Genomic DNA, 24,058 nt, shown 5'->3' with positions numbered 1-24,058 from the left:
CGGCCCGCGTCAGGACGTCCGGCCGCCGTCGGACTCCTGGCCGCCGTCGCGGATGAACCCGTTGACGATCATCGGCAGCGACGCGTCCAGCCCGGCGACGTTGAGCACGCGCTCGTCCTTCGGATCGCCGATGGAGTACCCGGCCGCCGTCATCGCCGCGACCACCACGCCGGCCCGCGGGTTCAGCGCCTGCCGGTATCTCGCGAGCGCCTGGGCCGGATGCGACCGCCCGGCCCAGGTCTCGTTGTCGGTGAGGACCACGACGCCGTCCACCTCCATCCGCTCGCGAAGCGCCCAGGTGAACGGCAGCGACAGGTCGGTGCCACCGCCGGAGGGCTGCCAGGCGGCGATCTCACGCAGGTTCGTCCGGGGGGTCACCTTGGAGGCGTGCACGGCGGTGTCGACGTCGATGACGTGCACGCCGCCGCGCTCGATCCTGGCCAGCATGACCGCCATCGCGCACGCGAGCTCGTACACCGTGCCCAGGGGCGAGCCGCCCAGGCTGATCCCGGAGTAGCCCATGGACCCGGAGGAGTCGACGGCGACGAGCAGCCGCTTGCCGGTCGGCTCGACGTTCGCGAACGATCGCTCGTACGCCTCCTCCAGCGCGTCCCTGACCGCCGGGACCGGCTGCCACCTCTGGAGCTCGGCGCGCGGGTGCGGCTGGGCCCGGCCGGAGCCGTACACGCGCAGCGCGAGGAACACGTCCATCGGGTGGATCCGGGCCCTGGCCAGCGCGTCGCCGCTGGTCAGGCGGGCGACGGCGCGTCGCGTCGCGTCGCCGCCCGGCTTGAGCGCGCCGATGCGCGTCATCCGCGCCAGGTTGCGCAGCAGCGCCGTCATCCCGACGGTGTCGACGAGCACCTCCCAGACGGCCGGCTCGGACAGCAGCTCGTCGGGCAGGAACTCCCACGGCACGTTGCGCTCGCGCACCACCCGGACCGCCTCCGCGACGCCGGTGACGGCCTTCGCGGTCAGGAACCTGTCCACGGCGGGCAGCGCCTCGCGCGCCCGCTCGTCGGGAACGTTCCCGGCGATCCACCCGAACAGCACCTTCCGCTGCTCGCTGTCGGCGACGGGGTGCGCGATGCGCAGCACGTCGCGCAGGCTGAACGCCTCGCCCTGCGGCGTCCTGCGCTGCGCGGCCTTGCACGCCTTGAACGCCACGTCGTCCGGGCTCCCCTCCAGGAGCCACGACCCGAGCGCCGTACGCACCGACCGCCCGGTGACCGGCGAGGCACCGCCCCGGGTCGGCTTGCCGCCCAGGTTCTTGAAGTAGCCGAAGAACTGGGCGAGATGATCGGTGGTGCGCGCCACCTTCGGCAGGGCGAGCTTGGCCGCCTGGCGCGTCGCGGGGTCGCCCATGGCGTAGGCGGCGGCCAGCGCGAACAGGGCCGGGCGCGGCTTCGGCGCACGCGGCGGGCGCGCGGTGGAGACGGCCGTGAGCAGCTCGACCACGCGCGGGCCGTCCTCGGCGATCGCGTCGAACAGCACGCCGGTGTTCCGCTCGGTGAGCTGCCACTCATGCACGTAGTAGGTGCCGCCGCAGGTGCCGAGGATCAGGAAGTCCTCCAGCCTGGTCCACAGGTCCTTGGCGAAGACGAACCCGCCGCCGTCGTTGCGCACCTGCTCGGGACGTCCCGGCAGGCGAGCAGACTGCGGGGTGTTGAAGGCCGATACGGCCGCGAGCGGATCTCGGGACATGGGGACCTCCTTCGCCGAGGCTGGAGAACCGGCGGGCTTCGACCCGCGCCCTGCCAGGAACGGTACTCACAACGGCAGCGCAAGACATCTCAATATCGTCTCCGGCCACGGGCACCGGGTGCGTGGTGGCCTGCCGCCATCCGGGAGACTGGGTCCAGACATCTGCCACGGACAGGAGATCGACCCCATGGAACACCGCGTGTTGGGACGTACAGGACGCCAGGTCGGCGTCGTCGGCCTCGGCGCCTGGCAGCTCGGCGCCGACTGGGGCCAGGTGACGGTGGACGAGGCCGTCGCCACGCTGGAGGCGGCCGTGGACGCGGGCGTCACCTTCATCGACACCGCCGACGTCTACGGCGACGGGCGCAGCGAGCAGATCGTCGGCCGCTTCGCCAAGTCCCGCCCCGGGCTCACCGTGGCCACCAAGATGGGCCGCCGCCTGGAGCAGGTCCCGGCCAACTACGTCATGTCCAACTTCCGCGCCTGGAACGAGCGCTCGCGCCGCAACCTGGACGTCGACACCATCGACCTGGTCCAGCTCCACTGCCCGCCGACGCCCGTCTACTCGTCGGACGCGGTGTTCGACGCGCTGGACACGCTGGTGTCCGAGAAGAAGATCGCCGCGTACGGGGTCAGCGTGGAGACCTGCGGGGAGGCCCTGACCGCGATCGCCAGGCCCGGGGTGGCGAGCGTCCAGATCATCCTGAACGCCTTCCGCCTCAAGCCGCTGGAGCAGGTGCTGCCCGCCGCCAGGGCCGCCGGAGTGGGCATCATCGCGCGGGTCCCGCTGGCCAGCGGCCTGCTGTCGGGCCGCTACGACGAGCGCACCACGTTCGGGGCCGACGACCACCGCAACTACAACCGGCACGGGGAGGCGTTCGACGTCGGCGAGACGTTCTCGGGCGTCGACTTCGCCACCGGCCTGGAGGCGGTCCGCCGCCTGACTCCCCTGGTGCCCGCGGGGGCGACCATGGCCCAGTTCGCCCTGCGCTGGATCCTGGACCAGGAGGGGGTCTCGGTCGTCATCCCCGGCGCCCGCAACCCGGCCCAGGCGACCGCGAACGCCGCCGCCGCCGACCTGGCCCCGCTCGACGCCGGGACCCTGGAGGCGGTGCGGGCCACGTACGACGAGCTCATCCGCCCCCAGGTCCACGACCGCTGGTAGCGGCGCCAGGCCCCGGGCCCATTGACGAGGCCGCCCATCGCTTTTACCTTTAGGAAACTTTCCTAAGCATTCTCGCCCGCTCCACCTCTTCCCCAGGGAGCCTCCATGCACGCGAGAAGATGGGCGGCCGGCGCCGCGACGACCCTCCTGACCGCCACCGCTCTGGTGGCCGCCGCCCCCGGGGCGCTCGCCGCACCCACGGACTGCGGCTACCAGCTCGACACGCAGCAGCGCTGGGCCTCCAGCCTGTGCACCACCGGCACCGGCGAGCACCGGATCCGCGTCCTGCAGAAGCACTTCCTGCCAGAGGTGGGCCTGATCCCGATCGAGGGACCGTGGCAGCCGGCCGGCACCGTCTCCTTCACCAACATCACCCCGCACACCACGATCAGCGTCTGGGTGGAGACGCGCGGCTAGCTTTACAGACGCGCGACGGTCGCTCATGATGAGGCCACGCATCCCGGGCGGCATCCGGATGCGCTTCACAACGGGGTTTCCAGCACCATCCTCAACGGGGCGCTCGCCGTATCCCGGCGACCTTTCATATCAACCAGCACGGATTCCGGTTGACCATTCTTGAGGAGCAGCATGTTACGTGGCCTCGGGCGCGCTCGCGCAGCAACGTGCGCAGCCGCCACGATCCTTCTCGCGCTCACCGCCGTACCTGCGCACGCCGCGTCCCTCGCGACGGGCCGGGTCACGCTCTACTCCGACACCGCGTACTCCCGCACCACCAACTCGGCCACCTACGAGGCGTGCGACAACTTCATCGGCAGGGTCCCGGGGCAGCGGGTCGGCTCCTTCGACAACGCCCCGCTGCCGGGATGCCGGGTCGTGCTGCACTCCCTGGCCGGCGACTACTTGCTGTGCGCGGGGCGCGCCGTGGTCCCGCCCGCCTTCCGCCAGGTCATCCTCTACTCGATCGGCACCGGCAGCACCACGCCCTGCCCGGTCTGACCTCGCCGCACGTCGATCCGGCCGTGTCAGGACATGTCCCCCGGCACGGCCATCGACACAGCCATCGACACCTGGCCAGCATGATCGACTATGCGCAGTTCCCCGAGCTGACCGGCGTCTACCTTGAGGACAGTTACGTCCTCGCCATCACCGAGCGGCCGGGAGCGCTCACGTTCGCCCTGGAGGCCGTCCTCACTCCGGAGCACCCCTACCACCACCCCCCGCGCCCCGGCGAGCAGTACTGCTACGCCCGCGCCACGCTACTCACCTTCACCGACGTCACCGGCTTGGAGTGGATCAGGCGCTCCCCCCGCAGGTACGTGGACGCCGCCGGCCAGGAGGACCTGGGCAACATCGACAGCCTGACGCCCGAAAGAGGGGCGTACCACCTCGACGGCGACTGGGGCGAAGTCCGCGTCTTCACCGGCCGCCGCCCCCGCCTGGAGTACGCCTCCCCCCGCTGATCACCCGCCGGCCCGGCCGTCCCCCAGGCATGGGACGCAGGGCGCATTCAGTGACATTTGACCTTCCTTCCAGTTAAATGTCCGTTGATCAGGCAAAAGGCGGGAGCAGTGGATGAAGCACGCGGCTGGCCGGGTGGTCTCTCCCGTGCTGATCGGCCGTGCAGCCGAGCTGGAGCGGCTGGTCGCGGCGGCCGTGGCCGCGCCGTCGGTCACCGTGGTGGAGGGCGAGGCCGGAATCGGCAAGTCCCGTCTGGTCGCCGAGCTGGCGGCCCGCCCCGAGCTGGCCGGGCGGCGGTTGCTCAAGGGAGGCTGCGGCCAGGTCAGGGAGCCGTTCCCGCTGGGGCCGATCGTGGAGGCGTTACGCGGTCGCGCCGCCGATCTGAAGGACGCGACGTTGTCGCCGGTGGCGGGCTCGTTACGGGCCCTGCTGCCCGAGCTGGGCGCGGTGCTGCCCGAGCCGCTGCCACCTCTGGAGGATCGGGCAGCCGAGCGGCACCGGCTCTTCCGCGGGCTGGCCGACGTGCTCGCCGCGCTGGGACCGGCCGTCCTCGTGGTCGAGGATCTGCACTGGGGCGACGAGCAGACGGTCGAGTTCCTCGGCTACCTGGTGGGCGCGCTTCCCGACGCGCTGAGCGTGGTGCTCACCTACCGGGGTGAGGAGGCCGACGCCGCGCTCAGGGCGGTGACCGCGCGTCCGCCGGACCCGGTCGGCCGCGAGCATCTCGTGCTGCGGCCGCTGGACGTGGCGGCCACCCAGGCGCTGGCCTCGGCCATCCTCGACGCCGAGGAGGTGTCCGCCGAGTTCGCCACGCATCTGTGCGCCCGCTCCTCCGGGCTGCCGCTGGCGATCCAGGAGCTGCTGGCGTTGCTGCGCTCGCGGGGTGTGCTGATCAGGTGGGAGGGCGGCTGGGCCCGCCGCGCGCTGGACGAGCTGGACGTCCCCGCCGGAGTCCTGGCCTCGGTGCAGGAGCGGGTGGCCGGGCTGCCGGACCGGGCGCGGGCGGTGATCCAGGCGGCGGCCGTGCTCCAGCTCGCGGTGCCCGCCGCGCTGCTCGCCGAGGTCGCCGGCCTGCCCGACCTGGAAGGGCTGGACGCGGCGCTCGACTCGGGGCTGCTCACCGAGCGCGACGGGATGGTGGGCTTCCGCCACGTGCTCGCGGCGCAGGCCGTCTACGAGGGCCTGCCGCTGGGTCGCCGCCGGTCGCTGCACGCGGGCGCCGCGCAGGCGGTACGCGCGTTGCGCCCGGTGCCGCTAGGGCAGGTCGCGCACCATCTGCGGCACGCGGGCCGGCCGGCGGAGTGGGTGGCGGCCGCCGTCACGGCCGCCGAGCACGCGACCACGCTCGGCAACGACGCCGAGGCCGCGCGCCTGCTGGAGAACCTGCTCCGGCACGCCGACCTGGAGCCGGTGCGCCGGGCGGAGCTGACCATCCGCCTCGGCTGGGTGGCGCTCAACGTGCTGCGCGTCCCCGCGATCGGCGAGCTGCTCGCCGAGGCGATCCACCAGGACCTGCCCAGGCGGGTACGCGGCGAGCTACGCCTCCTGCTGGGCCTGAACATCGACGTGACCAGGGTCGACCAGCTACGGATCCGCCAGGTGTTCGTGGACGCGGTCGACGACCTGGAGGAGCTGCCCGAGTACGCGGCCTGGGCGATGGTGGGCCTGGGCGTCCCGACCATCACGGACCGCCCGCTTGACGAGCGGATGGCCTGGCTCGAACGCGCGCTGGACACCCTGCCGGCCGACGGCGACAAGGGCACCCGCCTGCTGGTGCTGGGCAAGATCGCGATGGTGTTCGCCGTGGTCGGCGACCCCCGCTGGAGCGAGCTGACCGACCGCATCGTGAAGGAGACGGGCGGCAGACCCGTCGGCCGGCAGGAAACCGTCGCCTACAAGTCCATCGGCGGCACGGCCATGCTGACCGGCCACCATCGGACCGCCCTGAGCCTGCTGGAGGCGGCACTCGACAGTGGCAGGAGCTCGCGCGCCTCACGGGCCGACGAGTTCCGGCTCAGGCTGGACGTCGCCATGGTGCGCTACCTCAGCGGCTCCTGGGACGCCCTGGCCCAGGAGATCGCCACCCTGCGCGACGAGTACGCCCGCAGACCGGCCGAGCGCATCCAGCTGAGCAGCGTCGCGGCCTGCCTGGCCGCCGCCCCCGGCCGGCTCGGCACCGCGCACGACCAGCTGCTCGACGTCATCCACGAGGCGCACGCCCGGGGGGACGGCGACATACTCCCCCTTCCCGTGACCATGCTGCTGCGGCTGGCCGCCGCCCGCGGCGCGGCCGAACCCGCGCTCGCGGAGACGGCGGGAGCGGTCACGACCTGGGAGGCCAAGGATCTCTGGCCGGTCGGCGTGCGGGCCGTCCCCGCGCTGGCCGAGGCCATGCTGGCCGCTGGACGGCCGGACGAGGCCGCCGAGCTGGCCGACCGGTACGAGGCCCGGCTGCGCGGGCTGGACGCGCCGCTGGCCGAACCGGCGCTGGCGCACGCCCGCGGGCTGATCGACCTGGCCGCCGGGCAGTGGGCGCGGGCGGCCGGCCGGTTCGCCGCCGCGGCCGCCGCCTACGGGCTGGTGCCGGCCGCGTACGAGGAGGCCCAGGCCACGGAGCACGCCGCGGCGTGCCTGTTCGAGCTCGGCGACCCCGCCGCCGAGAGCACGCTGGAACGGGCGATCACCGCGTACACGCGGCTGGACGCCCGCTGGGACCTGGACCGGGCCACCCGGCTGGGCCGCCGCTGGGGCCTGCGGCCCGTCGCCCGGGTACGTCCCGCCGAGAGCGGCGAGGAGCACCTGACGGGCCTGTCGGCCAGGCAGGTCCAGGTCGCCCGGCTGGCCGCGGCCGGGCTGACCAACCAGGAGATCGCCCGGCAGATGTTCCTGTCGCCGAAGACCGTCGACAAGCACCTCGGGATGGCCATGCGCAAGCTCGGGGCCCGCTCGCGCACCGAGCTGGCCCACCATCTGACGGATCGCCTGGCGGACCGTACGGACACCTGACCCCGCGGCTCACGACCCGCTCATGACCCGCTCATGACCGCAGGCGCAACCGGCGCCGGACCCCATGACCGCGGCCGGGAAATGGGGTGTTCACCCCAGCCCCGCCCCATACCCCGGTCACCGCTCTCGCGGCGACCCTTGATCCATGCCCGAGAACGAGCCCGTGCGCCACGATCGCGTACCCGGCGCAGCGCCGGACGAGGAGCCGGTCGAGGAGCCGGCGGAGGAGCCCGCGGACGCTCCGGCGCCGTCCGGAGATCCCGACGCGGAGGCGCCTCGCCCTCCCGAAGGCTTCGAGCCGATCTGACCCCCCACATCGAAAGGCGAAGCACCTCATGACGTTGCAAGGATTACTGCCCGGGGCGGGCGCATGAGCCGGCTGCGGCGCGGCTCGGCCGCGCTCACCTCGGCGTTCGCGCTGGTCGCCGGCACGCTGGCACAGCCCGTCGCGGCGCAGGCCCAGCAGGAGCCGCCCGCGAAGAGCGAAGCGGCGCAGCCGTTCGCGCTCGAAGGGCTGGGCAAGGGGCCGCACAGCATCACGTTGATCACCGGTGACAAGGTCAAGCTGACCGACGCGGGCGGCGGCCGCTTCGCCGTCCGGAGCGAGGGCAGCGTCCGGCCGGACGGCAGGGTGGCCTCGCTGTTCGTCCAGTCGAGCCCGAAGGGCGTCTACGCCCTGCCCGACGACGCGCTCTCCGCCGTCCAGGCCGGGCGGCTGGACCGGGAGCTGTTCAACGTCAAGTACCTGGCCGAGAACGGCTACACCGACGAGCTGACCAAGCAGTTGCCGGTCATCGTGCAGTATCCGGAGGGCGAGGCCGCGGCCAAGGTCAAGAGCGCGGCCGGCGCCATCCCCGCCAGCGCCCCCACCACGACGCTGGAGAGCATCAACGCCGCCGCCCTCGACGTCACCAAGGCCGAGGCGGGCGCCTTCTGGGCCGCGGTCCGCGCCGAGGACGCCTCGGCCAGGAGCGCGCTGCGCGGCGGGATCTCGAAGGTGTGGCTCGATCGCAAGGTCAAGGCGGACCTGGCGGAGAGCGTGCCGATGATCGGCGCCCCGCACGCCTGGGCCGCCGGCCACGACGGCGCGGGCGTGAAGGTCGCGGTGCTGGACACCGGCGTCGACGCCGGGCACCCCGACCTCGCCGGGAAGATCGCCGACTCCCGCTCGTTCATCCCCGGCGAGGAGGTCCGGGACGGTCACGGGCACGGCACCCACGTGGCCTCCACCATCGCCGGCAGCGGGGCCGCCTCCGGCGGCAGGAACAAGGGCGTGGCACCGGGCGCCCAGCTGCTGGTCGGCAAGGTGCTCAGCAACACCGGCTCGGGCGACGAGTCCGGCATCATCGAGGCGATGGAATGGGCGACCGCCGGCGGCGCCAAGGTCGTCAGCATGAGCCTCGGCGCGAACGCCACCGACGGCACCGACCCGATGAGCCAGGCGGTCAACGACCTCACCGCCTCCACCGGCGCGCTGTTCGTGATCGCCGCCGGCAACGTCGGCACCCCGGAGTCGGTCTCCACCCCCGGTACGGCCGACGCGGCGCTGACCGTCGCCGCCGTCGACAAGAGCGACGGGCGCGCGAGCTTCTCCAGCATGGGACCCCGTCTCGACGGCGCGCTCAAGCCGGACATCGCCGCGCCCGGCGTGGACATCGCGGCGGCGCGCGCGGCGGGCACCGTGATGGGGACGCCGGTCGACGACCGCTACACCAAGGCGTCCGGCACCTCGATGGCCACCCCGCACGTCGCGGGGGCCGCGGCGATCATGGCGCAGGTGCATCCCGACTGGACGGCCGGGCAGCTGAAGTCCGCGCTGATGTCGACCGCCAAGGACGTCGGCGAGCACGTCTACCAGCAGGGCGCGGGCCGGCTGGACCTGGCCCGCGCGCACGACGCGCAGGTCTTCTCCTCGACCGCCAACATCGACTTCGGCCGGCTGGACGACACCGGCAAGCCGCAGACGCGGGAGATCGGCTACACCAACCTCGGCGACCAGCCGGTCACCCTCACCCTGAAGGCCGTCCTGGCCGCCTCCGGCGGGGACGCCCTCGCGGACCGGCTGAGCACGGCCGACACGACGCTCACCGTGCCGGCGAAGGGCACCGCCGCCACGACCGTCACGCTGGTCACCGAAGGTCTGGCGCTCGGGACGTACAGCGGCGCCGTGACGGCGCAGGCGGGCGACGTCTCGCTGACCACGCCGGTGGGCGTCGTACGCGAGGCTCCGACCTTCGAGCTCACCATCCGCACCCTGGACCGGGACGGCAAGCCCCGCAGCCCGTGGGCCATGGACGTCATCGACGTCGAAGGCAACAAGGGCCTGATGCCCGGCCCGCACTGGATCACCGAGGAGGGCACCGTCGTCACCCGGGTCCCGTCGGGGACCATCAGCCTGCTGCAGGTGATGGACTGGGTGGACGGCGACAGCCGGGCGAACCGGGCCTGGCTGTTCGAGCCCGAGCTCGCCATCACCGGCGACACCGAGATCACGCTGGACGCCCGGCGGACCACGCAGGTGCGCTTCGATACCCCGCAGCCGGCCGAGCCGCTGAACAACACCTACACCGCCCAGTACCAGCGCACCGTCGCCAACGGCAAGGTCTACGCCGCCGGGCTGGAGCAGCCCGTGCCCATCGGCACGTGGGGCAAGCTGTGGGTGACGCCCACCAAGAAGGTCACCAAGGGCGCCTTCCGCTTCTCCACCTTCTGGACGCTCGGGCAGTCGGAGATCGCCATGAGCGTACGCCGCCCGGACAAGCTGAAGCTGAACCCGGCCGCCAACGTGCACTGGTTCGGCGAGGTCAACCACCACCCCGAATGGACCCCGTTCAAGGGCACGCAGGATCTGCAGGTCGTCGACGTCGGGCTGGGCACGCCCGAGGAGATCGCCGGCCGGGACCTGCGCGGCAAGCTCGTCCTGATGGCCGCGGAGCACGCCCAGGACATGCTGGGCAACCCGATCTGCGGCGCCCAGATCGAGCGCATCGGCCCGGTCAGGGACGCGGGAGCCGCCGGCATCGCGATCTTCCCGGTGGAGGGTTCCGGCTGCCCCGTCCCGCTGGGCATCGCGCAGAAGCCGTTCAGCGGCCCGGAGAAGCCCATCGGGATCGCCCTCGCGCACCTGTCGTCGAAGGAAGGGATGGCGCTGCGCAAGCAGCTCACCCGTGACCAGGTCACCATCCGCGTGACGGGGACGCCGGAGACCCCCTACATGTACGTGTTCACGCCCTACTACGAGGGGCGGATCCCGGACTCGCTGCACGTCTCGCTGCGCAAGCGGGACCTGGCCCAGGTGGACATGGACGTCCACTCCGCCGGGCCGAAGAGCCTGCACGACTTCCGCTACGTCTACAAGCAGGACGACGCGGTGCGCTGGTCCACCTCCCCCGCGGACGCGGACACCTCCATCGTCGCGCCGAAGTCACGTACGGACTGGGTCTGGCCCACCGACCGGACCATCGTCCACAACCGCGGCATCGAGGCGCTCGGACAGCCGGAGTACAGCAGGTACCGGGTCGACGTCTACGAGCGCCCCGGCCGGGTCCGGCAGCAGTGGAGGGCCACGCCCAGCACCCCGGGCGCGGCGACGGTGCCGGACGCCGTGACCGCTCTCGCCGACCCGGACGGCGGAGTCCTGGAGCAGCAGGGCCTGGGCGTCTACTGCGCGATCTGCGTGCAGGGCGACCAGCTCTGGACCGACTTCTCCGTCGTGGCCGGCGTCGGGGAGAACCGTGACGACAGCACCGCGTTCTGGTCGCTGACCGAGCCGTTCACCCCGGCGTACGAGCAGCACCTGTACCGCGACGGGACCGAGCTCCCGGTGGTCGGAGGGGACCCGTTCCCCAAGACCCCGCGTTACACGCTGCCCTCCGCCACCGGCACCTATCGGCTGACCGCGAAGAACGCCGACAACGACGTCGAGTGGACCTTCACCGCGCCGGCCGGCGACGCGCAGGGCCAGCGGGGCATCTACTGCAACTCGTGGTTCCTCCAGGGGTACGGCGAGCACTGCAAGCCGGTCCCGGCCGTGTTCGTCAGCTACGACCTCGGCAGCAGCCTGGCGATGGACAACACCGTCGCGGCCGGGCGCGGCCACACCTTCCAGGTGGAGCCGTACCACTCGCCGTCGGCGACCAGGATGCCGAAGATCGCCGGGCTGAAGCTGTGGTCCAGCACGGACGACGGCGCCACCTGGCAGCCGGTCACGCTCAAGCGCGGCGCGGACGGCGTCTACACCGCCAGCACGAGGTATCCGGCCATGAAGGACACCAAGGGCACGGTGAGTCTCAAGGCCGAGGCCTGGGACGCGTCGGGCAACCGGCTCAAGATGACCAACCTCCGGGCGTTCGCCCTCCGGGCGCGCTGACACCCGCATGACCCGCCGGCCCGGTCCTCCCGCGAGGACCGGGCCGGCGGCGTTCACCGGTCACACGAGCGCGCGCAGGATGGCGTAGCAGACGGCGAAGACGACGACGCCGAGGACCAGGCTGCCGATCGCGTTCACGGCGGCCTTGCCGTACGAGCCGTCCTGGATCAGGTGGACGGTGTCGAGCTCGAAGGTGCTGAACGTGGTCAGCGCGCCGCAGAAGCCGGTGCCGAGCAGCGCCTCCACCTCGGTGCCCGTGCCGGCCCCGTGCAGCGCGCCGAGCAGGCCCGCGCCCAGCAGGTTGACCGCGAGCGTCCCCCAGGGGAAGGCCGTGCCGGCCCGCTGCTTGACGTAGCGGTCGAGGGCGTAGCGGCACATGGCCCCGAACGCGCCGCCGATGAGCACCATCAGGATCGCCATGTCAGGCCCCTCCGTCACGGTGCGGGATGCGCCGGCCGGCCATCAGCCCGACGGCGACGGCGATCCAGCCGATCACCACGCTGGCGAGCGCGTAGCCGACGCCCAGCCCCCATCTGCCCGCGCCGCCCAGCTGGTAGATCCCGTCGATGAGATGCGAGAACGTGGTGAAGCCGCCCAGGTAACCGGTCACGGCGAACGGGCGCACGAACGGGCGCGGCCGCGCCGTCAGCAGGTACGCCGTCAGCAGGCCCATGAGCAGGCAGCCGAGCATGTTCACGGTGAACGTGCCCCAGGGAAAGCCCACCGGCGAGGCCGGGATCGCCTCGGTCAGCAGGTAACGCGCGAGCGCGCCGACGGCGCCTCCGACGGCGATGTCCAGGAACACCCCCGGCTGCCACTTCGGCGGGCCGTGCGGATGCAGCGCGGCGGCCTCGGCGCGCTCCCTTCGCCCCAGGTGGTCGGCGTTCTCCATCAAAGTCTCCTTCTCGCGGGTCGGACGCGGCGCTCAGACATCGAGCTCACACATCGCGGGTCAGACGCGGCGCTCCGGCGCGGGCACGCCGATGAGCAGCCTGCGGACGACGTCCCAGGTCAGGTGCATGGCGGCCGTGACCTCGGGCGAGCGGTCGCCGAGGATCCTGGCCCAGGCCCCCCGCTCCCCGGGCAGCACGCCGGCGCCGGCCCGCAGCCCGGTCCCCGTGAGCGCGTCGTGCATGGCGCCGGCGAGCTCCTGCGCGGGCCTGGCGCCGGTGACGACGTAGAGCGAGGCCACGACGCCGAACCCGGCCAGCACGGCCGGGCCGGTGACCGGGCGCTCGGGCGGCGCCAGGCGCATCGGGTCGCAGCAGATCAGCTGCCCGTCGGTGCCGCGTACCTCCAGGTCGCTGCAGTAGGCGTCGTAGGCGTGCAGCTCGCCGCGCGCCAGCCGGCCGCCCATCACGGTCTCCCCCAGCACGACGGTCGCCTCCGGATCCACGGTGACGCCGATCCGCTGGTAGTAGCGCGAGTTCACGTACGGGATCGTGTGCCCGGGCAGGTACTCCAGGTAGGCGCCCCGGCCCACGCTGAAGTTCACGAGCTGGGAGGCGTAGTCCTGCTCCATGCGGTAGACCCGCGTGGCGGCGGGCGTCGACAGGTGGACCGACGAGCCCGCGCCGCAGGTCACGTCGATGCGGTACCGGTCGCCCTGCACGACGCCGCCGCTGGAGGACAGGAACATGACGGACGGCATGTCCGGCCGCCCGGGATCGCCGTACAGGGTGCGCGTGATGTGCAGCGGCGCCTTCTGGTAGTGGGCGGTCAGCTCGGTCCGGCCGCCGATCCGCTCGAAGGCCAGGTCGAGGACGCCGACCTTGCCGGGGCTGCCGACCGGGAGCATGTCCACGGCGGAGGCGTACCGGGCGATCTGGCTGGGCAGCCACTCCGCGGTGTACCTGGCCGGCGACAGCGGATCAGGCGAATCGTCCACCCGCTCCCCTATCTCTGCGAGATCCATTCCGCCCCCTGATGCGCCTCGATGAAGTCGGCCACCTCGGCGACCCCGGTCCCGGTCAGGCAGTCGGTGAGGATGACGGGCCCGTCGCCGCGCACCATGTGGGCGTCGCGTTCCATGACCGCCAGGTCGGTGCGCACGTACGGGGCGATGTCGATCTTGTTGATGACCAGCAGGTCCGAGTCCGTCGTGCCGGGACCGCGCTTGCGCGGCATCTTCTCGCCCTCGGCGGTGTCCAGGACGAACACGTACAGGTCGGCCAGCACCGGGCTGAACGTCAGCGTCAGATTGTCCCCGCCGCTCTCGAAGAGCAGCAGGTCGATGTCGGGGAAGCGGTCGAGCAGCTCGGCCGCCGCCGCGAGGTTCATCGTCGGGTCGTCGCGCACCGCCGTGTGCGGGCACGCCCCGGTCTCGACGCCGACCACCTTGTCCGGATCCAGGACGCCGGCCAGCGTGCGGCGCACGTGGTCGGCGTCCTCCTGGGTGTAGATGTCGTTGGTGATGACACCCGGGCTGCGCCCGCGCCGGACGAGGATGGGGACGAGCGCTTCGATGAGTGCGGTCTTGCCGGACCCGACGGGCCCGCCGATGCCGACCTTGAACACCTTCTCCAGCTCCATGGCGATCCCTTCAGGTGGTGAACAGACGGGCCGGCGCCCGCTCGTGGCCGGCGGCGACGGTGTCCGCGACGGGCACGCAGCCGTGCACGTCGCGCGGGTCGCCGGCGTCGAGCGCCGCCCGGGCGACCCGCGCGAGGACGGGGCGGGCCGCGCGCAGGATCGCCTGCGCGCTGCGGAAGTCCGTACGGCCCAGCCGCACGGCCGCGGCCACGAAGCTCGCGGCGAACGCGTACAGGTCGCCGGCCACCGCGTTCGTCACCGGCACCCCGCCGCCCGCGTGGACCACCCCGATGACGACCGCGTGGTTGCCGGGCGTGACCTTCCGCGCGACCAGCTCGGCGAGCCGGGCGGCGCTCGCCGAGCCGAGGGCCGGTACGGCCGTGGCCAGCACCTGCCCGCCCGTCCGCACCGAGGCCGCGCGCTGCTCGCGGACGAGCTTGATCGCGTGCAGGCGGCGGTCCACCTCCACCACCCGGTCCCAGTCGCCGGCCACGACCGCGCGGTGCGCGAGCACCAGGGCCGTGGCGTCGCCCGGGCCCACCGAGCTCTCCAGCAGATCCGCCAGCAGGACGTCCAGCTCGCCGGATGCGATCCGCCGCTCCTGGACGTAGCCCTCCAGGCCGTGCGACATCGTGTACAGCCCGCTGGGAAAGCCCGAGTCAGTCAGCTGGAACTGGGCGAACAGCGACTCCAGGCCGGCTCCCGGCGGGCTCATGCGATGAAGTACAGCCGGTTGAGCGGGAGCTTGCGGGCCGGCTCGATGGTCATCAGCTCGCCGTTCAGGGTGACCTTGTAGGTCTCCGGGTCGACCCGGATGTCGCCGAGCGTCGAGTTGTAGAGCATGTGCCGCTTGTCGACCGTACGGCACTGGCGCACGGGCTTGATGATCCGTTCCAGGCCGAGCCGCTCGGGCACGCCGTGCTGGATCGCCGCGTCCGACATGAAGGTGACGCAGGTCTTCTGCAGCGCCCGGCCGAAGCCGCCGTACATGGGCCGGTAGTAGACCGGCTGCGGCGTGGGCAGGGAGGCGTTCGGATCGCCCATCTCCGCCCAGCTGATCAGCCCGCCCTTGACGACCATGAACGGCTTCGCGGCGAACGAGTGGACGGGCCACAGGACGATGTCCGCCAGCTTGCCGTCCTCCAGCGAGCCGATCGTGTCCGCCATCCCGCTGGCCCTGGCCGGGTTGATGGTGAGCTTGGACAGGAAGCGCAGCACCCGGAAGTTGTCGTTGCGGGCGGAGTCCTCCGGCAGCGGGCCCCGCTTGTCCTTGCAGTGGTGGGCGATCTGGAAGGCCCGGGTGACGGACTCGCCGACCCGGCCCATGGCCTGGGAGTCGGATCCGATGATGCTGATCACGCCCAGGTCGTGCAGCACCGTCTCCGCCGCGATGGTCTCGGCGCGGACCCGGCTCTCGGCGAAGGCGATGTCCTCGGGGACGTCGTAGCTGAGGTGGTGGCAGACCATCGTCATGTCCAGCAGCTCGTCCACCGAGTTGGCGGTGTAGGGCAGCGTCGGGTTGGTGGAGGCGGGCAGCACGTTGGGTTCGCCGGTCACCCGCAGGATGTCCGGCGCGTGGCCGCCGCCGGCGCCTTCGGAGTGGTAGGTGTGGATCGCCCGCCCGTTGATCGCGCTGATGGTGTCCTCGACGAACCCCGCCTCGTTCAGCGTGTCGGTGTGGATGGTGATCTGGATGTCGTAGTGGTCGGCCACGGACAACGCGCAGTCGATGACCGCGGGCGTCGAGCCCCAGTCCTCGTGCACCTTCAGGCCGCAGGCGCCCGCGCGGATCTGCTCCTCCAGCGGCTGCGGCAGGCTGTTGTTGCCCTTGCCGTAGACCCCGATGTTGATCGGGATGCCCTCGTACGCCTGGAGGATGCGGCCGATGTTCCACGGGCCGGGCGAGCAGGTCGTGCCCCGGGTGCCGTCGGCGGGCCCGGTGCCGCCGCCGACCAGCGTGGTGATCCCGTTGCTGAGCGCGTGCTGGGCCTGCTGCGGGGCGATGAAGTGGACGTGGGTGTCGATGGCCCCCGCCGTGGCGATGAGGTTCTCGCCGGAGATCACCTCGGTGCCGGCGCCGACGATCAGCCGCCGGTCCACGCCGTTCTGCGTGTGCGGGTTGCCGGCCTTGCCGACGCCCGCGATCCTGCCGTCCTTGATCCCGATGTCGGCCTTGACGATGCCGAGCATCGGATCGATGATCACGGCGTTGGTGATCACGGTGTCGAGGGCGACCGTGGCGTTCTGCGAGGCCGGATCGGCCGCCATGCCGTCGCGGGCGGTCTTGCCGCCGCCGTACTGGACCTCGTCGCCGTAGTGCCCCTCGGTGTAGTCCTTCTCCACCTCGACGACGAGATTGGTGTCGCCCAGCCGGATCCGGTCGCCCACGGTGGGGCCGTACATGCTCGCGTACCGCTTGCGGTCGATGCTGGTCATCGAGGTCAGCCCTTCTTGCCCGTACGAGGTGCGCGCTTCGGCTTGGCGGCGGCCTTCTCCGGCGTCTCCGACTTATCTGGCTTTTCCTGTTTTTTCGGCTTTTCTGGCTTTTCCGGCTGCTTCTCTGGCTGCTTTCCCGGGGCGGCGGGCTCGTCGCGGTAACCGCGGGCGCGCATCTTCGCGAGAGCCTCCCGCCGCGCCTCCCGCGCGCGGACGCTGCCGTCGAGCAACCCGCCGAACCCGACGATTCTCAGACCGCCGCCGTATTCCACCAGTTGCACGTCCTTGGTGTCGCCGGGCTCGAATCGCACGGCCGTTCCCGCCGGAATGTCGAGACGCATCCCGAAAGCCTGCTCCCGGTCGAATCCCAGCGCTCGGTTGGTCTCGAAGAAATGGAAATGCGAGCCCACCTGAATTGCCCGGTCACCGGTGTTGCGCACGGTCAGCGTCACTCTTCGCTGCCCCGCGTTGAGCTCAAGCTGTCCTTCTCCATAGATGTAGACATCGTCATCCGACATGGAACGCCGCCCTTTCCAGGGAATCGTGGTCGTGGTGATGGTGGTGGTGCGCGGCCGCGTGACCGGTGAGACCGTCGTCGGCGTCGAGGCGCCACCGGCGTTCCGCCGTCGCCACCCGGTCCCTGATCAGCGCTCTGAGCGCGGCCGGGCCGAGCAGCGGCCCCGCGGTCCGCGCGCCGTCGAGCACCGGCGCGGCCTCGAACGAGGCGGGCACGAGCAGCACGTCCGTGGCGCCGAGCCGGTGGCAGCGGTCGAGCCCGTCGGGCGCGTCCGGCCGGCCGCCGGTCAGCGCCACCTCCACCCAGCGGACCGGCAGGTTCTGCCACACCAGGCGGGCGACCTTGAACAGCTCCGCGTCCTCCTCCGGCCCGGCGGCCGGGGCCACCAGCAGCACGGCCTGCGGCGGCGGCCCCGAGCGCAGGACCCGGGCGATCGCCGCCTTGATCCAGCCCACCAGGTGCCGCACCGAGCCCAGCGGTTCCGCGAGCAGCAGGTCTCCGGGCGTCCGGTCGCGTGCCGCCCAGGTCAGGGTCTGCGCGGCCGAGACGATCAGGCCGGGGTCGCGGCCCAGCGTCATCGGCACGACCACGGCGCGGTCGCGGCCGCGGACGGCCGCGGGCAGGTCGCGGCCGGCGACGTAAGCCCCGGTTCCCGGCCCGAGCAGGTCGCGCGAGACCGGCCCGCCGCGGCTCTCGTGCCCGGTGGCCAGCAGGACGTCGCGGGGCCGCATCGTCACTTACCGCCGATGGGATCGTGGCAGGAGACCAGCTTGGTGCCGTCGTCGAAGGACGCCTCCACCTGCATCAGCTTGAGCATCCCGCGCACGCCGGGCAGCACGTCGTCCGGGCCGAGGATCTGCTTGCCCAGCTCCATGCACTCGGCCACGGTCTTGCCGTCGCGAGCCGCCTCCACGATGGCGGAGCTGATCAGGGCCACGGACTCGCCGTAGTTGAGCTTCAGCCCGCGCTTCCTGCGCTTGTCCGCCAGCTCCGCGACGACGAAGATGAGCAGCTTGTCGATCTCTCGCGGTGTGAGATTCATTCAGGTCCCCTCTTTCCCTTTCCGGCGCCTCAGGTGGCGGTCCGGTGGATCTTGGCGAGCATCGGCACGGCGGCCAGGAAGACCCAGGTGACCAGCACGAACGGCCAGGTGAGCGTGTGGCCGCCGACCACGGCGAACAGGTTGCCGATCCCGGCGGTCAGCGCGGCGGCCGAGGCCGCGCCGATCGCCGCGTAGACGGCTCCGGCCGGGGTCAGCACCACGAACGTGCCGGCCAGCGCGATCCCGGTGAGCACCGAGTTGTAGCCGTACAGGCCGGCTCCGAGGTCGGCCGCCTGCGCGCCGAACGACCAGCCCACCAGCAGGCCGAGCAGGCTGGCCAGGAACGCGGCCAGCCCGATCCGCCAGCCGGCGATCAGCAGCCCCACCAGGAAGATCACGCCGACGTACCACTTGTCCTGGAAGAACACCTGGCCGATGCCGTTGAAGGTGCCCTGCCAGAAGTCGGTCCAGCTCATCGCGATGCCCGGACGGGCGGCGGAAGGCGCGCTGGTGTTGACGTGCCCGGCCCAGACCCGCTCGAACGACGGCCCGCCGATCACCATGACCGTGGTGATCACGCAGAACGGCGCGGTGAACGTCGGCAGGTTGTAGGGCGTGAGCACCGTGTTCATGGCCGAGGTGAGCACGCTCCCGGCGATCGCGCCCCCGATGACCAGGAAGACGGTCATCCAGCCGACGCCGAGATAGAGCACGAGGCTGACGCCGATCAGCGTCCCGCAGAAGCCTTCGAGGCCCATGGAGACCCGTTCCCACGTGACGCCCAGCAAGTAGGCGGTCGCGGTGGCGACCACCGTGCCCAGCAGCCCGAAGACGCCGAACTGCCACCCCCCGGCGAACAGCGCGACGAGGAACACCAGGCCGACCCAGTAGCTGGGCTGGAAATCGACCTGCGCGACGCCGCGCGGAACGGTCAGCAGGGCGTCGAGCGGCCGGTAGCGCGCCGAGCCGGCCTTGCCTGGTGCGCCGTCCGGCTGCGGCGACGAGCTGGCCATGAGGCACCAGGCCTCCGTTCTCTCCGGGAAAAGCATGACTTGCGGGCGTCGGACCGTTATTTCCCCACCACGACATCCCGGGAAAAATGGCGACACGCCAACGATGGGCAAAGAAGCGAAACTCCGCGTTTGCGTCCCCGGCCGCACGGCGAGGACAGCGGGCAGGGCTTCGTGAAATGCCCGGGGACGAAAACCCGCGGCGCGGCTCTTATCGAGGGGAAGACAATGCCGAGCGGTCTGAACACCGGCGATTCGGCCTGGATGTTGGTCAGCACCGCGATGGTGCTTCTCATGACTCCCGGGCTCGCCTTTTTCTACGGCGGCATGGTCCGCTCCAAGAATATGCTGACGATGCTCTACATGAGCTATATCTGCATCAGCCTGGTGACGGTCGTGTGGTTCGCCTACGGCTACGGGCTCACCTTCGGCAAGGACGTCGGCGGCGCGGGGCTCATCGGCTGGGCCAATTTCCCCGGCATGGCGCCCACCGAGGTGATCGGGCGGATCCCCACCTACGTCTACGCCGCCTTCCAGGCGACCTTCGCCATCATCACGGTCGCGCTCATCAGCGGCTCGATCGCCGGACGCGCCCGCTTCGGCCCCTGGATGGCCTTCGCCGTCGTCTGGATCACCCTGGTCTACGCGCCGATCGCCCACTGGGTCTTCGCGCCGTCCGGGTGGCTCAGCCGGTGGGGCGTGATGGACTTCGCCGGCGGCCTGGTCGTCGAGCTGAACTCAGGCGTCGCCGGGCTGGCCATGGCGCTCGTGCTGGGCCGCGGCATCGGCTTCCGCCGCCAGTCGGGACCGAAACCGGGCAACGTCTCCTACGTCCTGCTCGGCCTCGGCCTGCTGTGGTTCGGCTGGTTCGGGTTCAACGCCGGCTCGGCGCTGACGGATGGCGCGCTGGCCGCCAGGGCCTTCGTCAGCACCATGATCGCCGGCTGCTCCGCGATGCTGGCCTGGCGGCTGCTGGAATGGATCCGCTTCCGGCACCTGACCAGGATGGGCTCGGCCAGCGGCGCCCTCAGCGGGCTGGTGGCCATCACCCCCGCCTGCGCCTTCGTGGACTCCATCGGCGCCTTCTTCATCGGGATCCTCGCCGCCATCGCGTGCACGTACGCGGTGGAGATGAAGTTCGTCATCGGCTACGACGACACCCTGGACGTCACCGGCATCCACGGCGTGGGCGGGATCGTCGGGCTCCTGTCGCTCGGCTTCTTCGCCACGGGCCAGCTGCGCGGCGCTCCCGGGCTGTTCCACGGCGGCTCGATCGCGGTGCTCGGCAAGCAGGCGGCCGCCATCGTGATCGTCGGGCTCTTCACCTTCATCCTCACGTACCTCATCGGGTTCGTCATCGACAGGCTCTTCCGCATGCGCATGACGGCCGAGGAGCAGGAGCGGGGATCGGACCAGGCCTTTGCGGACGGCTGATCCGGGCCCCCGCCGGGACCGGGCCGGCCTACGGGCGGACCGGGCGGTCGCCGGCGGCACCCTGTCCGGCGAGCGCGCGCCGAGGATCCAGCTCCGCCACGGCGAGGGCGACAAGCACCACCTGACCAGCCTGCAAGGACTGGTGGCGCTGTCCCTCGACGCGCTCAGCTCCGTCGCCTACGGGCCCGAGGCGATCGCGCTCGTCCTGGTCGCAGCCGGGAGCGCCGCGGTCGGCCACACCCTCCCGATCACGCTCGCCATCGCCGGGCTGCTCATCCTGCTGGTGGCCTCCTACTGCCAGGTGATCGCCGCCTATCCGGACGGCGGCGGCTCCTACGCCGTGGCCAAGCAGAACCTCGGCGCCAAGGTCAGCCTCCTCGCCGCCGCCGCGCTCATCGTCGACTACGTGCTCACCGTGGCGGTCAGCCTCGCGGCGGGCGCCGCGAGCCTGGCCTCCGCCTTTCCCGTCCTCGGCCCGCACCTCCTGGAGACCTGCCTGGTCGGGCTGGCCGTGCTCACCGCGCTCAACCTGTACGGCATCGCCGACAGCGCGCGGGTGCTGGCGTTGCCGACCCTGCTGTTCATCCTGAGCATCCTCGGCATCATCGTCGCCGGGCTGGCCCGCGCCCACCCGGCGGCGGTGGTCGGCACGCCCGCGCCCCTGCCCGGCTACGAGGCGCTCAGCGTGCTGCTGATACTCAAGGCGTTCTCCTCCGGCTGCTCGGCGCTGACCGGGGTGGAGGCCATCGCCAATGGCGTGCCGATGTTCCGCGAGCCGAGAGTCCGCCGGGCCCAGCGGACGGAGCTGATGCTGGGCATCCTGCTGGGGACGATGCTGGTGGGGATGGCCCTGCTCATCCGGCGCGACCAGGTGGTCCCGCGGGCGGACGTCACCATCCTCGCCCAGCTCACCGCCGGCGCCTACGGCACGGGCTGGCTCTACTACGCGGCCAACATCATCGTCACCCTCGCGCTCGGGCTGGCCGCGAACACCAGCTTCGGCGGCCTGCCGGTCCTGATGAGCCTGCTGGCCAAGGACCACCGGCTGCCCCACCTGTTCGCGCTGCGCTCCGAGCGGCCCGTCCACCGCTACGGCGTCGTCGCCGTGGCCGTCCTGGCCGCCGTGCTCCTGATCGCGGTCGACGCGCAGACCCATCGGCTGATCCCCCTGTTCGCCATCGGGGTGTTCACCGGCTTCACCATCAGCCAGACCGGGCTCGTCCGTCATTGGGCCGGGCTGCGCCCGCCGAAGTGGGCGGGAAAGGCGCTGCTGAACGGCGTCGGCGCCGTGGCCACCGTCGTGGCCACGATCGTGCTGCTCACCACGAAGTTCACCGAGGGCGCCTGGGTGGTGCTCGTGGCCGTTCCCCTGCTGGTCCTGCTGTTCACCTGGGTGGAGCGCTACTACACCAAGGTCGGCGTCGCGCTGGAGCTCGGGCGGCCCCAGCCCACGCCGCACGGCCCGGATCCGGCCACGCGGCTGGTCATCGTCCCGCTCAGCCCGACCTCCGCGATCAGCGCCATCTCCGAACGGGCGATCAGCACGGCGCTGGCCTTCGGCGGCGAGGTCGTCGCGATCGTCGTGTCCGATGCCCCCGAGACGCTCGACGACCTGTGCGCCAAGTGGGACCGGTGGAATCCCGGGGCCCGGCTGAAGGTGCTGAACAGCCCCCACCACACCGTGGTCCGCCCGGTCGTCGAGTACGTCCAGCGCCAGGAGAGTAACGGCAGATGGATCGCGGTGGTCATCCCCGGCATCCAGCCGCCCAATCCCCGTTACCGGCTCCTGCACACCCAGCGGGACCTGCTCCTGGCCGCCGCCCTCCAGGATCACACGGAGGCGGTGGTGTGCTTCCTGCCGTTCCGGATCCCGGGCTGACGGGCGGCACCAGCCGGACACTTGGGTAGGGGGCGTGCGGGCGCCGAGCGTCCCCGTGCCCACCATCGTCGCCATGCCCAACGGGGGAGGCCGCGGACCAGGCCGAGCGAAATTTCGCGGTGGTTGTCACAAGCCCGGAGGCTGTCCGGTCTTAGCTGGCGACCGGGTGGCGACAAGGTGGCCCGGCGTACGAGAGGGACAGCAATGAAGATCGTGGTAATCGGCGGGACGGGCCTGATCGGGTCGAAGCTGGTGACGAAGCTGGGCGAGCACGGTCACGAGGCGGTGGCAGCGGCGCCGAACACCGGCGTCAACACGCTGACCGGCGAGGGGCTGGCCGAGGTGCTGGCGGGTGCGCAGGTGGTGGTGGACGTGTCGAACTCGCCGTCGTTCGAGCGGGCCGCGGTGCTGAAGTTCTTCCAGACCTCCACCGGCAACCTGCTCGCGGCGGAGGCGGCGGCGGGCGTGGGTCACCACGTCGCGGTGTCGATCGTCGGCACGGAGCGGATGCCGGACAACGGCTACTTCGCGGCGAAGATCGCTCAGGAGCAGCTGATCGAGAAGTCCGGGATCCCGTTCTCGCTCGTGCACTCGACCCAGTTCTTCGAGTTCGCCCGCGGCATCGCCGACGAGGCCACGGTGGACGGCAAGGTGCACATCGCGCCCGTGCTCTTCCAGCCGATCGCGGGTGACGACGTGGCCGCGGCGGTCGGCCGGACCGCGGTCGGGTCGCCGCTGAACGGCAGGATCGAGATCGCCGGGCCGGATCGGTTCGGGATGGACGAGTTCTTCCGCCAGGCGCTGACCGCCTGGGGCGACCCGCGCGAAGTGGTCACCGACCCGCACGCGCGCTACTTCGGCAGCGAGCTGAGCGAGCGGTCGCTCGTCCCGGATGAGGGCGCCACCCTCGGCACGATCCGCTACCAGGACTGGCTCGGCCAGAACGCGACCGGAAAGTAGCCCGGGCTTCCACACCTGGCATCACCGGGGCAGCGCGGCGGCCGGACGGCCGCCGCGCCCCCTGTTCGGACTGCCACTTACACCACGTATGGAGGAATGATGAGCACCCCGAGCGGTGAGAACGAATCCCTGCGCGAGCTCGAGATCGAGATCGAGGCGGAAGTGACCCTGGTCGAGTCCAGCCATGCGGAGGAGGCCGTCAACCTGTCGGTCACCGAGTGGCTGTTCGACCCGACGGAGGTCGAGCGCGAGGAGATCGGCCTGCGAGGTCTGCTCGACGCGGTCGAGGTGCTGGAGGACGGCTCAGGGCCGGGCGATCATGCCGCGTGAGCCGCGGATCGACACGCTCGACAGCCTGCGTGAGCACCTTCAGTGGGCGATCGAGCTGGAACACGCGACCCTGCCGCCGTACCTGTGCGCCCTCTACTCCCTGGACCCCGAGCGCAACCCCGAAGCGACGGAAGTGATCGGCAGCGTCTTCGCCGAAGAGATGCTGCACCTGGCACTGGCCGCCAACCTGCTCAACGCCGTCGGCGGCCGACCCCGCCTCGACATTCCGGAAATGCTCCCACCCCACCCCCGGAG

Annotated in this window: 23 protein-coding genes; 12 read left to right on the top strand and 11 right to left on the bottom strand. The window is 71.8% G+C overall.

Going from position 1 to position 24,058, the window contains the following annotated elements; all coding sequences use genetic code 11:
- Nucleotides 1–9 precede the first annotated feature (9 nt).
- A complete protein-coding gene (locus tag ETD85_RS26590) occupies nucleotides 10–1,704 on the bottom strand; it encodes a TROVE domain-containing protein (RefSeq protein WP_138692509.1) in 1,695 nt (564 codons plus the stop codon).
- Nucleotides 1,705–1,891: 187 nt separating this feature from the next.
- Here ETD85_RS26590 and ETD85_RS26585 point away from each other — a divergent pair, with 187 nt between their 5' ends.
- From ETD85_RS26585 to ETD85_RS26560, 7 genes are all read left to right on the top strand, one after another.
- Nucleotides 1,892–2,869 carry an aldo/keto reductase gene (locus ETD85_RS26585; protein WP_138692508.1) on the top strand — a complete coding sequence of 326 codons (978 nt, stop codon included), beginning with the start codon at nucleotides 1,892–1,894 and terminating at the stop codon, nucleotides 2,867–2,869.
- Nucleotides 2,870–2,974: 105 nt separating this feature from the next.
- Nucleotides 2,975–3,286 (top strand): hypothetical protein, encoded by a 312-nt coding sequence (locus ETD85_RS26580; protein WP_138692507.1) that lies wholly within the window; start codon nucleotides 2,975–2,977, stop codon nucleotides 3,284–3,286.
- A 171-nt stretch (nucleotides 3,287–3,457) separates the two neighbouring features.
- Nucleotides 3,458–3,826 (top strand): hypothetical protein, encoded by a 369-nt coding sequence (locus ETD85_RS26575; RefSeq protein WP_138692506.1) that lies wholly within the window; start codon nucleotides 3,458–3,460, stop codon nucleotides 3,824–3,826.
- Nucleotides 3,827–3,906: 80 nt separating this feature from the next.
- Entirely contained in the window at nucleotides 3,907–4,290 is a 384-nt protein-coding gene (locus ETD85_RS26570; protein ID WP_138692505.1) for a hypothetical protein, read from the top strand.
- A gap of 112 nt (nucleotides 4,291–4,402) precedes the next feature.
- Nucleotides 4,403–7,294, top strand: coding sequence for a helix-turn-helix transcriptional regulator (locus tag ETD85_RS26565; RefSeq protein WP_138692504.1), 2,892 nt, complete (start codon nucleotides 4,403–4,405; stop codon nucleotides 7,292–7,294).
- Between the two features lie 145 nt (nucleotides 7,295–7,439).
- The gene (locus ETD85_RS63300) at nucleotides 7,440–7,601 is read left to right on the top strand and encodes a hypothetical protein (protein WP_170246848.1); all 162 of its coding nucleotides are present in this window, start codon (nucleotides 7,440–7,442) and stop codon (nucleotides 7,599–7,601) included.
- Nucleotides 7,602–7,664: 63 nt separating this feature from the next.
- Nucleotides 7,665–11,663, top strand: a complete 3,999-nt coding sequence (locus ETD85_RS26560; protein WP_138692503.1) for a S8 family peptidase — start codon at nucleotides 7,665–7,667, stop codon at nucleotides 11,661–11,663.
- Between the two features lie 60 nt (nucleotides 11,664–11,723).
- Here ETD85_RS26560 and crcB read toward each other — a convergent pair whose 3' ends face one another.
- The 10 genes from crcB to ETD85_RS26515 are packed head-to-tail and all read right to left on the bottom strand — an operon-like array spanning nucleotide 11,724 to nucleotide 19,203.
- Nucleotides 11,724–12,083, bottom strand: a complete 360-nt coding sequence (crcB, locus tag ETD85_RS26555; RefSeq protein ID WP_138692502.1) for a fluoride efflux transporter CrcB — start codon at nucleotides 12,081–12,083, stop codon at nucleotides 11,724–11,726.
- A gap of 1 nt (nucleotide 12,084) precedes the next feature.
- The gene (locus tag ETD85_RS26550) at nucleotides 12,085–12,555 is read right to left on the bottom strand and encodes a fluoride efflux transporter FluC (protein ID WP_138692501.1); all 471 of its coding nucleotides are present in this window, start codon (nucleotides 12,553–12,555) and stop codon (nucleotides 12,085–12,087) included.
- A 60-nt stretch (nucleotides 12,556–12,615) separates the two neighbouring features.
- Nucleotides 12,616–13,578 carry an urease accessory protein UreD gene (locus ETD85_RS26545; protein WP_138692500.1) on the bottom strand — a complete coding sequence of 321 codons (963 nt, stop codon included), beginning with the start codon at nucleotides 13,576–13,578 and terminating at the stop codon, nucleotides 12,616–12,618.
- The gene (gene ureG, locus ETD85_RS26540; RefSeq protein ID WP_138692499.1) at nucleotides 13,560–14,195 is read right to left on the bottom strand and encodes an urease accessory protein UreG; all 636 of its coding nucleotides are present in this window, start codon (nucleotides 14,193–14,195) and stop codon (nucleotides 13,560–13,562) included. Before ureG ends, ETD85_RS26545 begins: the two co-directional genes overlap by 19 nt.
- A 10-nt stretch (nucleotides 14,196–14,205) precedes the next feature.
- Nucleotides 14,206–14,910 carry an urease accessory protein UreF gene (locus tag ETD85_RS26535; protein WP_138692498.1) on the bottom strand — a complete coding sequence of 235 codons (705 nt, stop codon included), beginning with the start codon at nucleotides 14,908–14,910 and terminating at the stop codon, nucleotides 14,206–14,208.
- On the bottom strand, nucleotides 14,907–16,631 hold the full coding sequence (ureC, locus tag ETD85_RS26530) for an urease subunit alpha (RefSeq protein ID WP_138692497.1): 1,725 nt from the start codon (nucleotides 16,629–16,631) through the stop codon (nucleotides 14,907–14,909). Before ureC ends, ETD85_RS26535 begins: the two co-directional genes overlap by 4 nt.
- Nucleotides 16,632–16,636: 5 nt before the next feature.
- Nucleotides 16,637–17,149, bottom strand: coding sequence for an urease subunit beta (ureB, locus tag ETD85_RS67905; RefSeq protein ID WP_138692496.1), 513 nt, complete (start codon nucleotides 17,147–17,149; stop codon nucleotides 16,637–16,639).
- Nucleotides 17,139–17,885, bottom strand: a complete 747-nt coding sequence (locus tag ETD85_RS63295; RefSeq protein WP_170246847.1) for a sirohydrochlorin chelatase — start codon at nucleotides 17,883–17,885, stop codon at nucleotides 17,139–17,141. Before ETD85_RS63295 ends, ureB begins: the two co-directional genes overlap by 11 nt.
- Nucleotides 17,882–18,190 carry an urease subunit gamma gene (locus ETD85_RS26520; protein ID WP_138692495.1) on the bottom strand — a complete coding sequence of 103 codons (309 nt, stop codon included), beginning with the start codon at nucleotides 18,188–18,190 and terminating at the stop codon, nucleotides 17,882–17,884. Before ETD85_RS26520 ends, ETD85_RS63295 begins: the two co-directional genes overlap by 4 nt.
- 29 nt (nucleotides 18,191–18,219) lie before the next feature.
- Nucleotides 18,220–19,203, bottom strand: a complete 984-nt coding sequence (locus ETD85_RS26515; protein ID WP_138692494.1) for an urea transporter — start codon at nucleotides 19,201–19,203, stop codon at nucleotides 18,220–18,222.
- Between the two features lie 225 nt (nucleotides 19,204–19,428).
- Here ETD85_RS26515 and ETD85_RS26510 point away from each other — a divergent pair, with 225 nt between their 5' ends.
- The 5 genes from ETD85_RS26510 to ETD85_RS26490 form a co-directional block, all read left to right on the top strand.
- Entirely contained in the window at nucleotides 19,429–20,634 is a 1,206-nt protein-coding gene (locus ETD85_RS26510; protein ID WP_138692493.1) for an ammonium transporter, read from the top strand.
- Nucleotides 20,621–22,513, top strand: coding sequence for an APC family permease (locus ETD85_RS26505; RefSeq protein ID WP_138692492.1), 1,893 nt, complete (start codon nucleotides 20,621–20,623; stop codon nucleotides 22,511–22,513). The genes ETD85_RS26510 and ETD85_RS26505 overlap by 14 nt, the downstream gene beginning before the upstream one ends.
- Nucleotides 22,514–22,717: 204 nt before the next feature.
- Nucleotides 22,718–23,473: an SDR family oxidoreductase gene (locus tag ETD85_RS26500; protein WP_138692491.1), complete on the top strand. Its 756-nt coding sequence runs from the start codon at nucleotides 22,718–22,720 to the stop codon at nucleotides 23,471–23,473.
- 96 nt (nucleotides 23,474–23,569) lie between these two features.
- Nucleotides 23,570–23,803 (top strand): hypothetical protein, encoded by a 234-nt coding sequence (locus ETD85_RS26495; protein ID WP_138692490.1) that lies wholly within the window; start codon nucleotides 23,570–23,572, stop codon nucleotides 23,801–23,803.
- Nucleotides 23,793–24,058 (top strand): ferritin-like protein (locus tag ETD85_RS26490; protein ID WP_240779435.1); only part of this gene is annotated, 266 nt, incomplete at its 3' end. The genes ETD85_RS26495 and ETD85_RS26490, both read left to right, overlap by 11 nt.

It is taken from the genome of Nonomuraea zeae, assembly GCF_005889725.1.
In the GTDB taxonomy this organism is placed as follows: Bacteria; Actinomycetota; Actinomycetes; order Streptosporangiales; family Streptosporangiaceae; genus Nonomuraea; species Nonomuraea zeae.
Note: the sequence above shows the minus strand (reverse complement) of the source record. Positions and strands in the feature narration are given on the sequence as shown.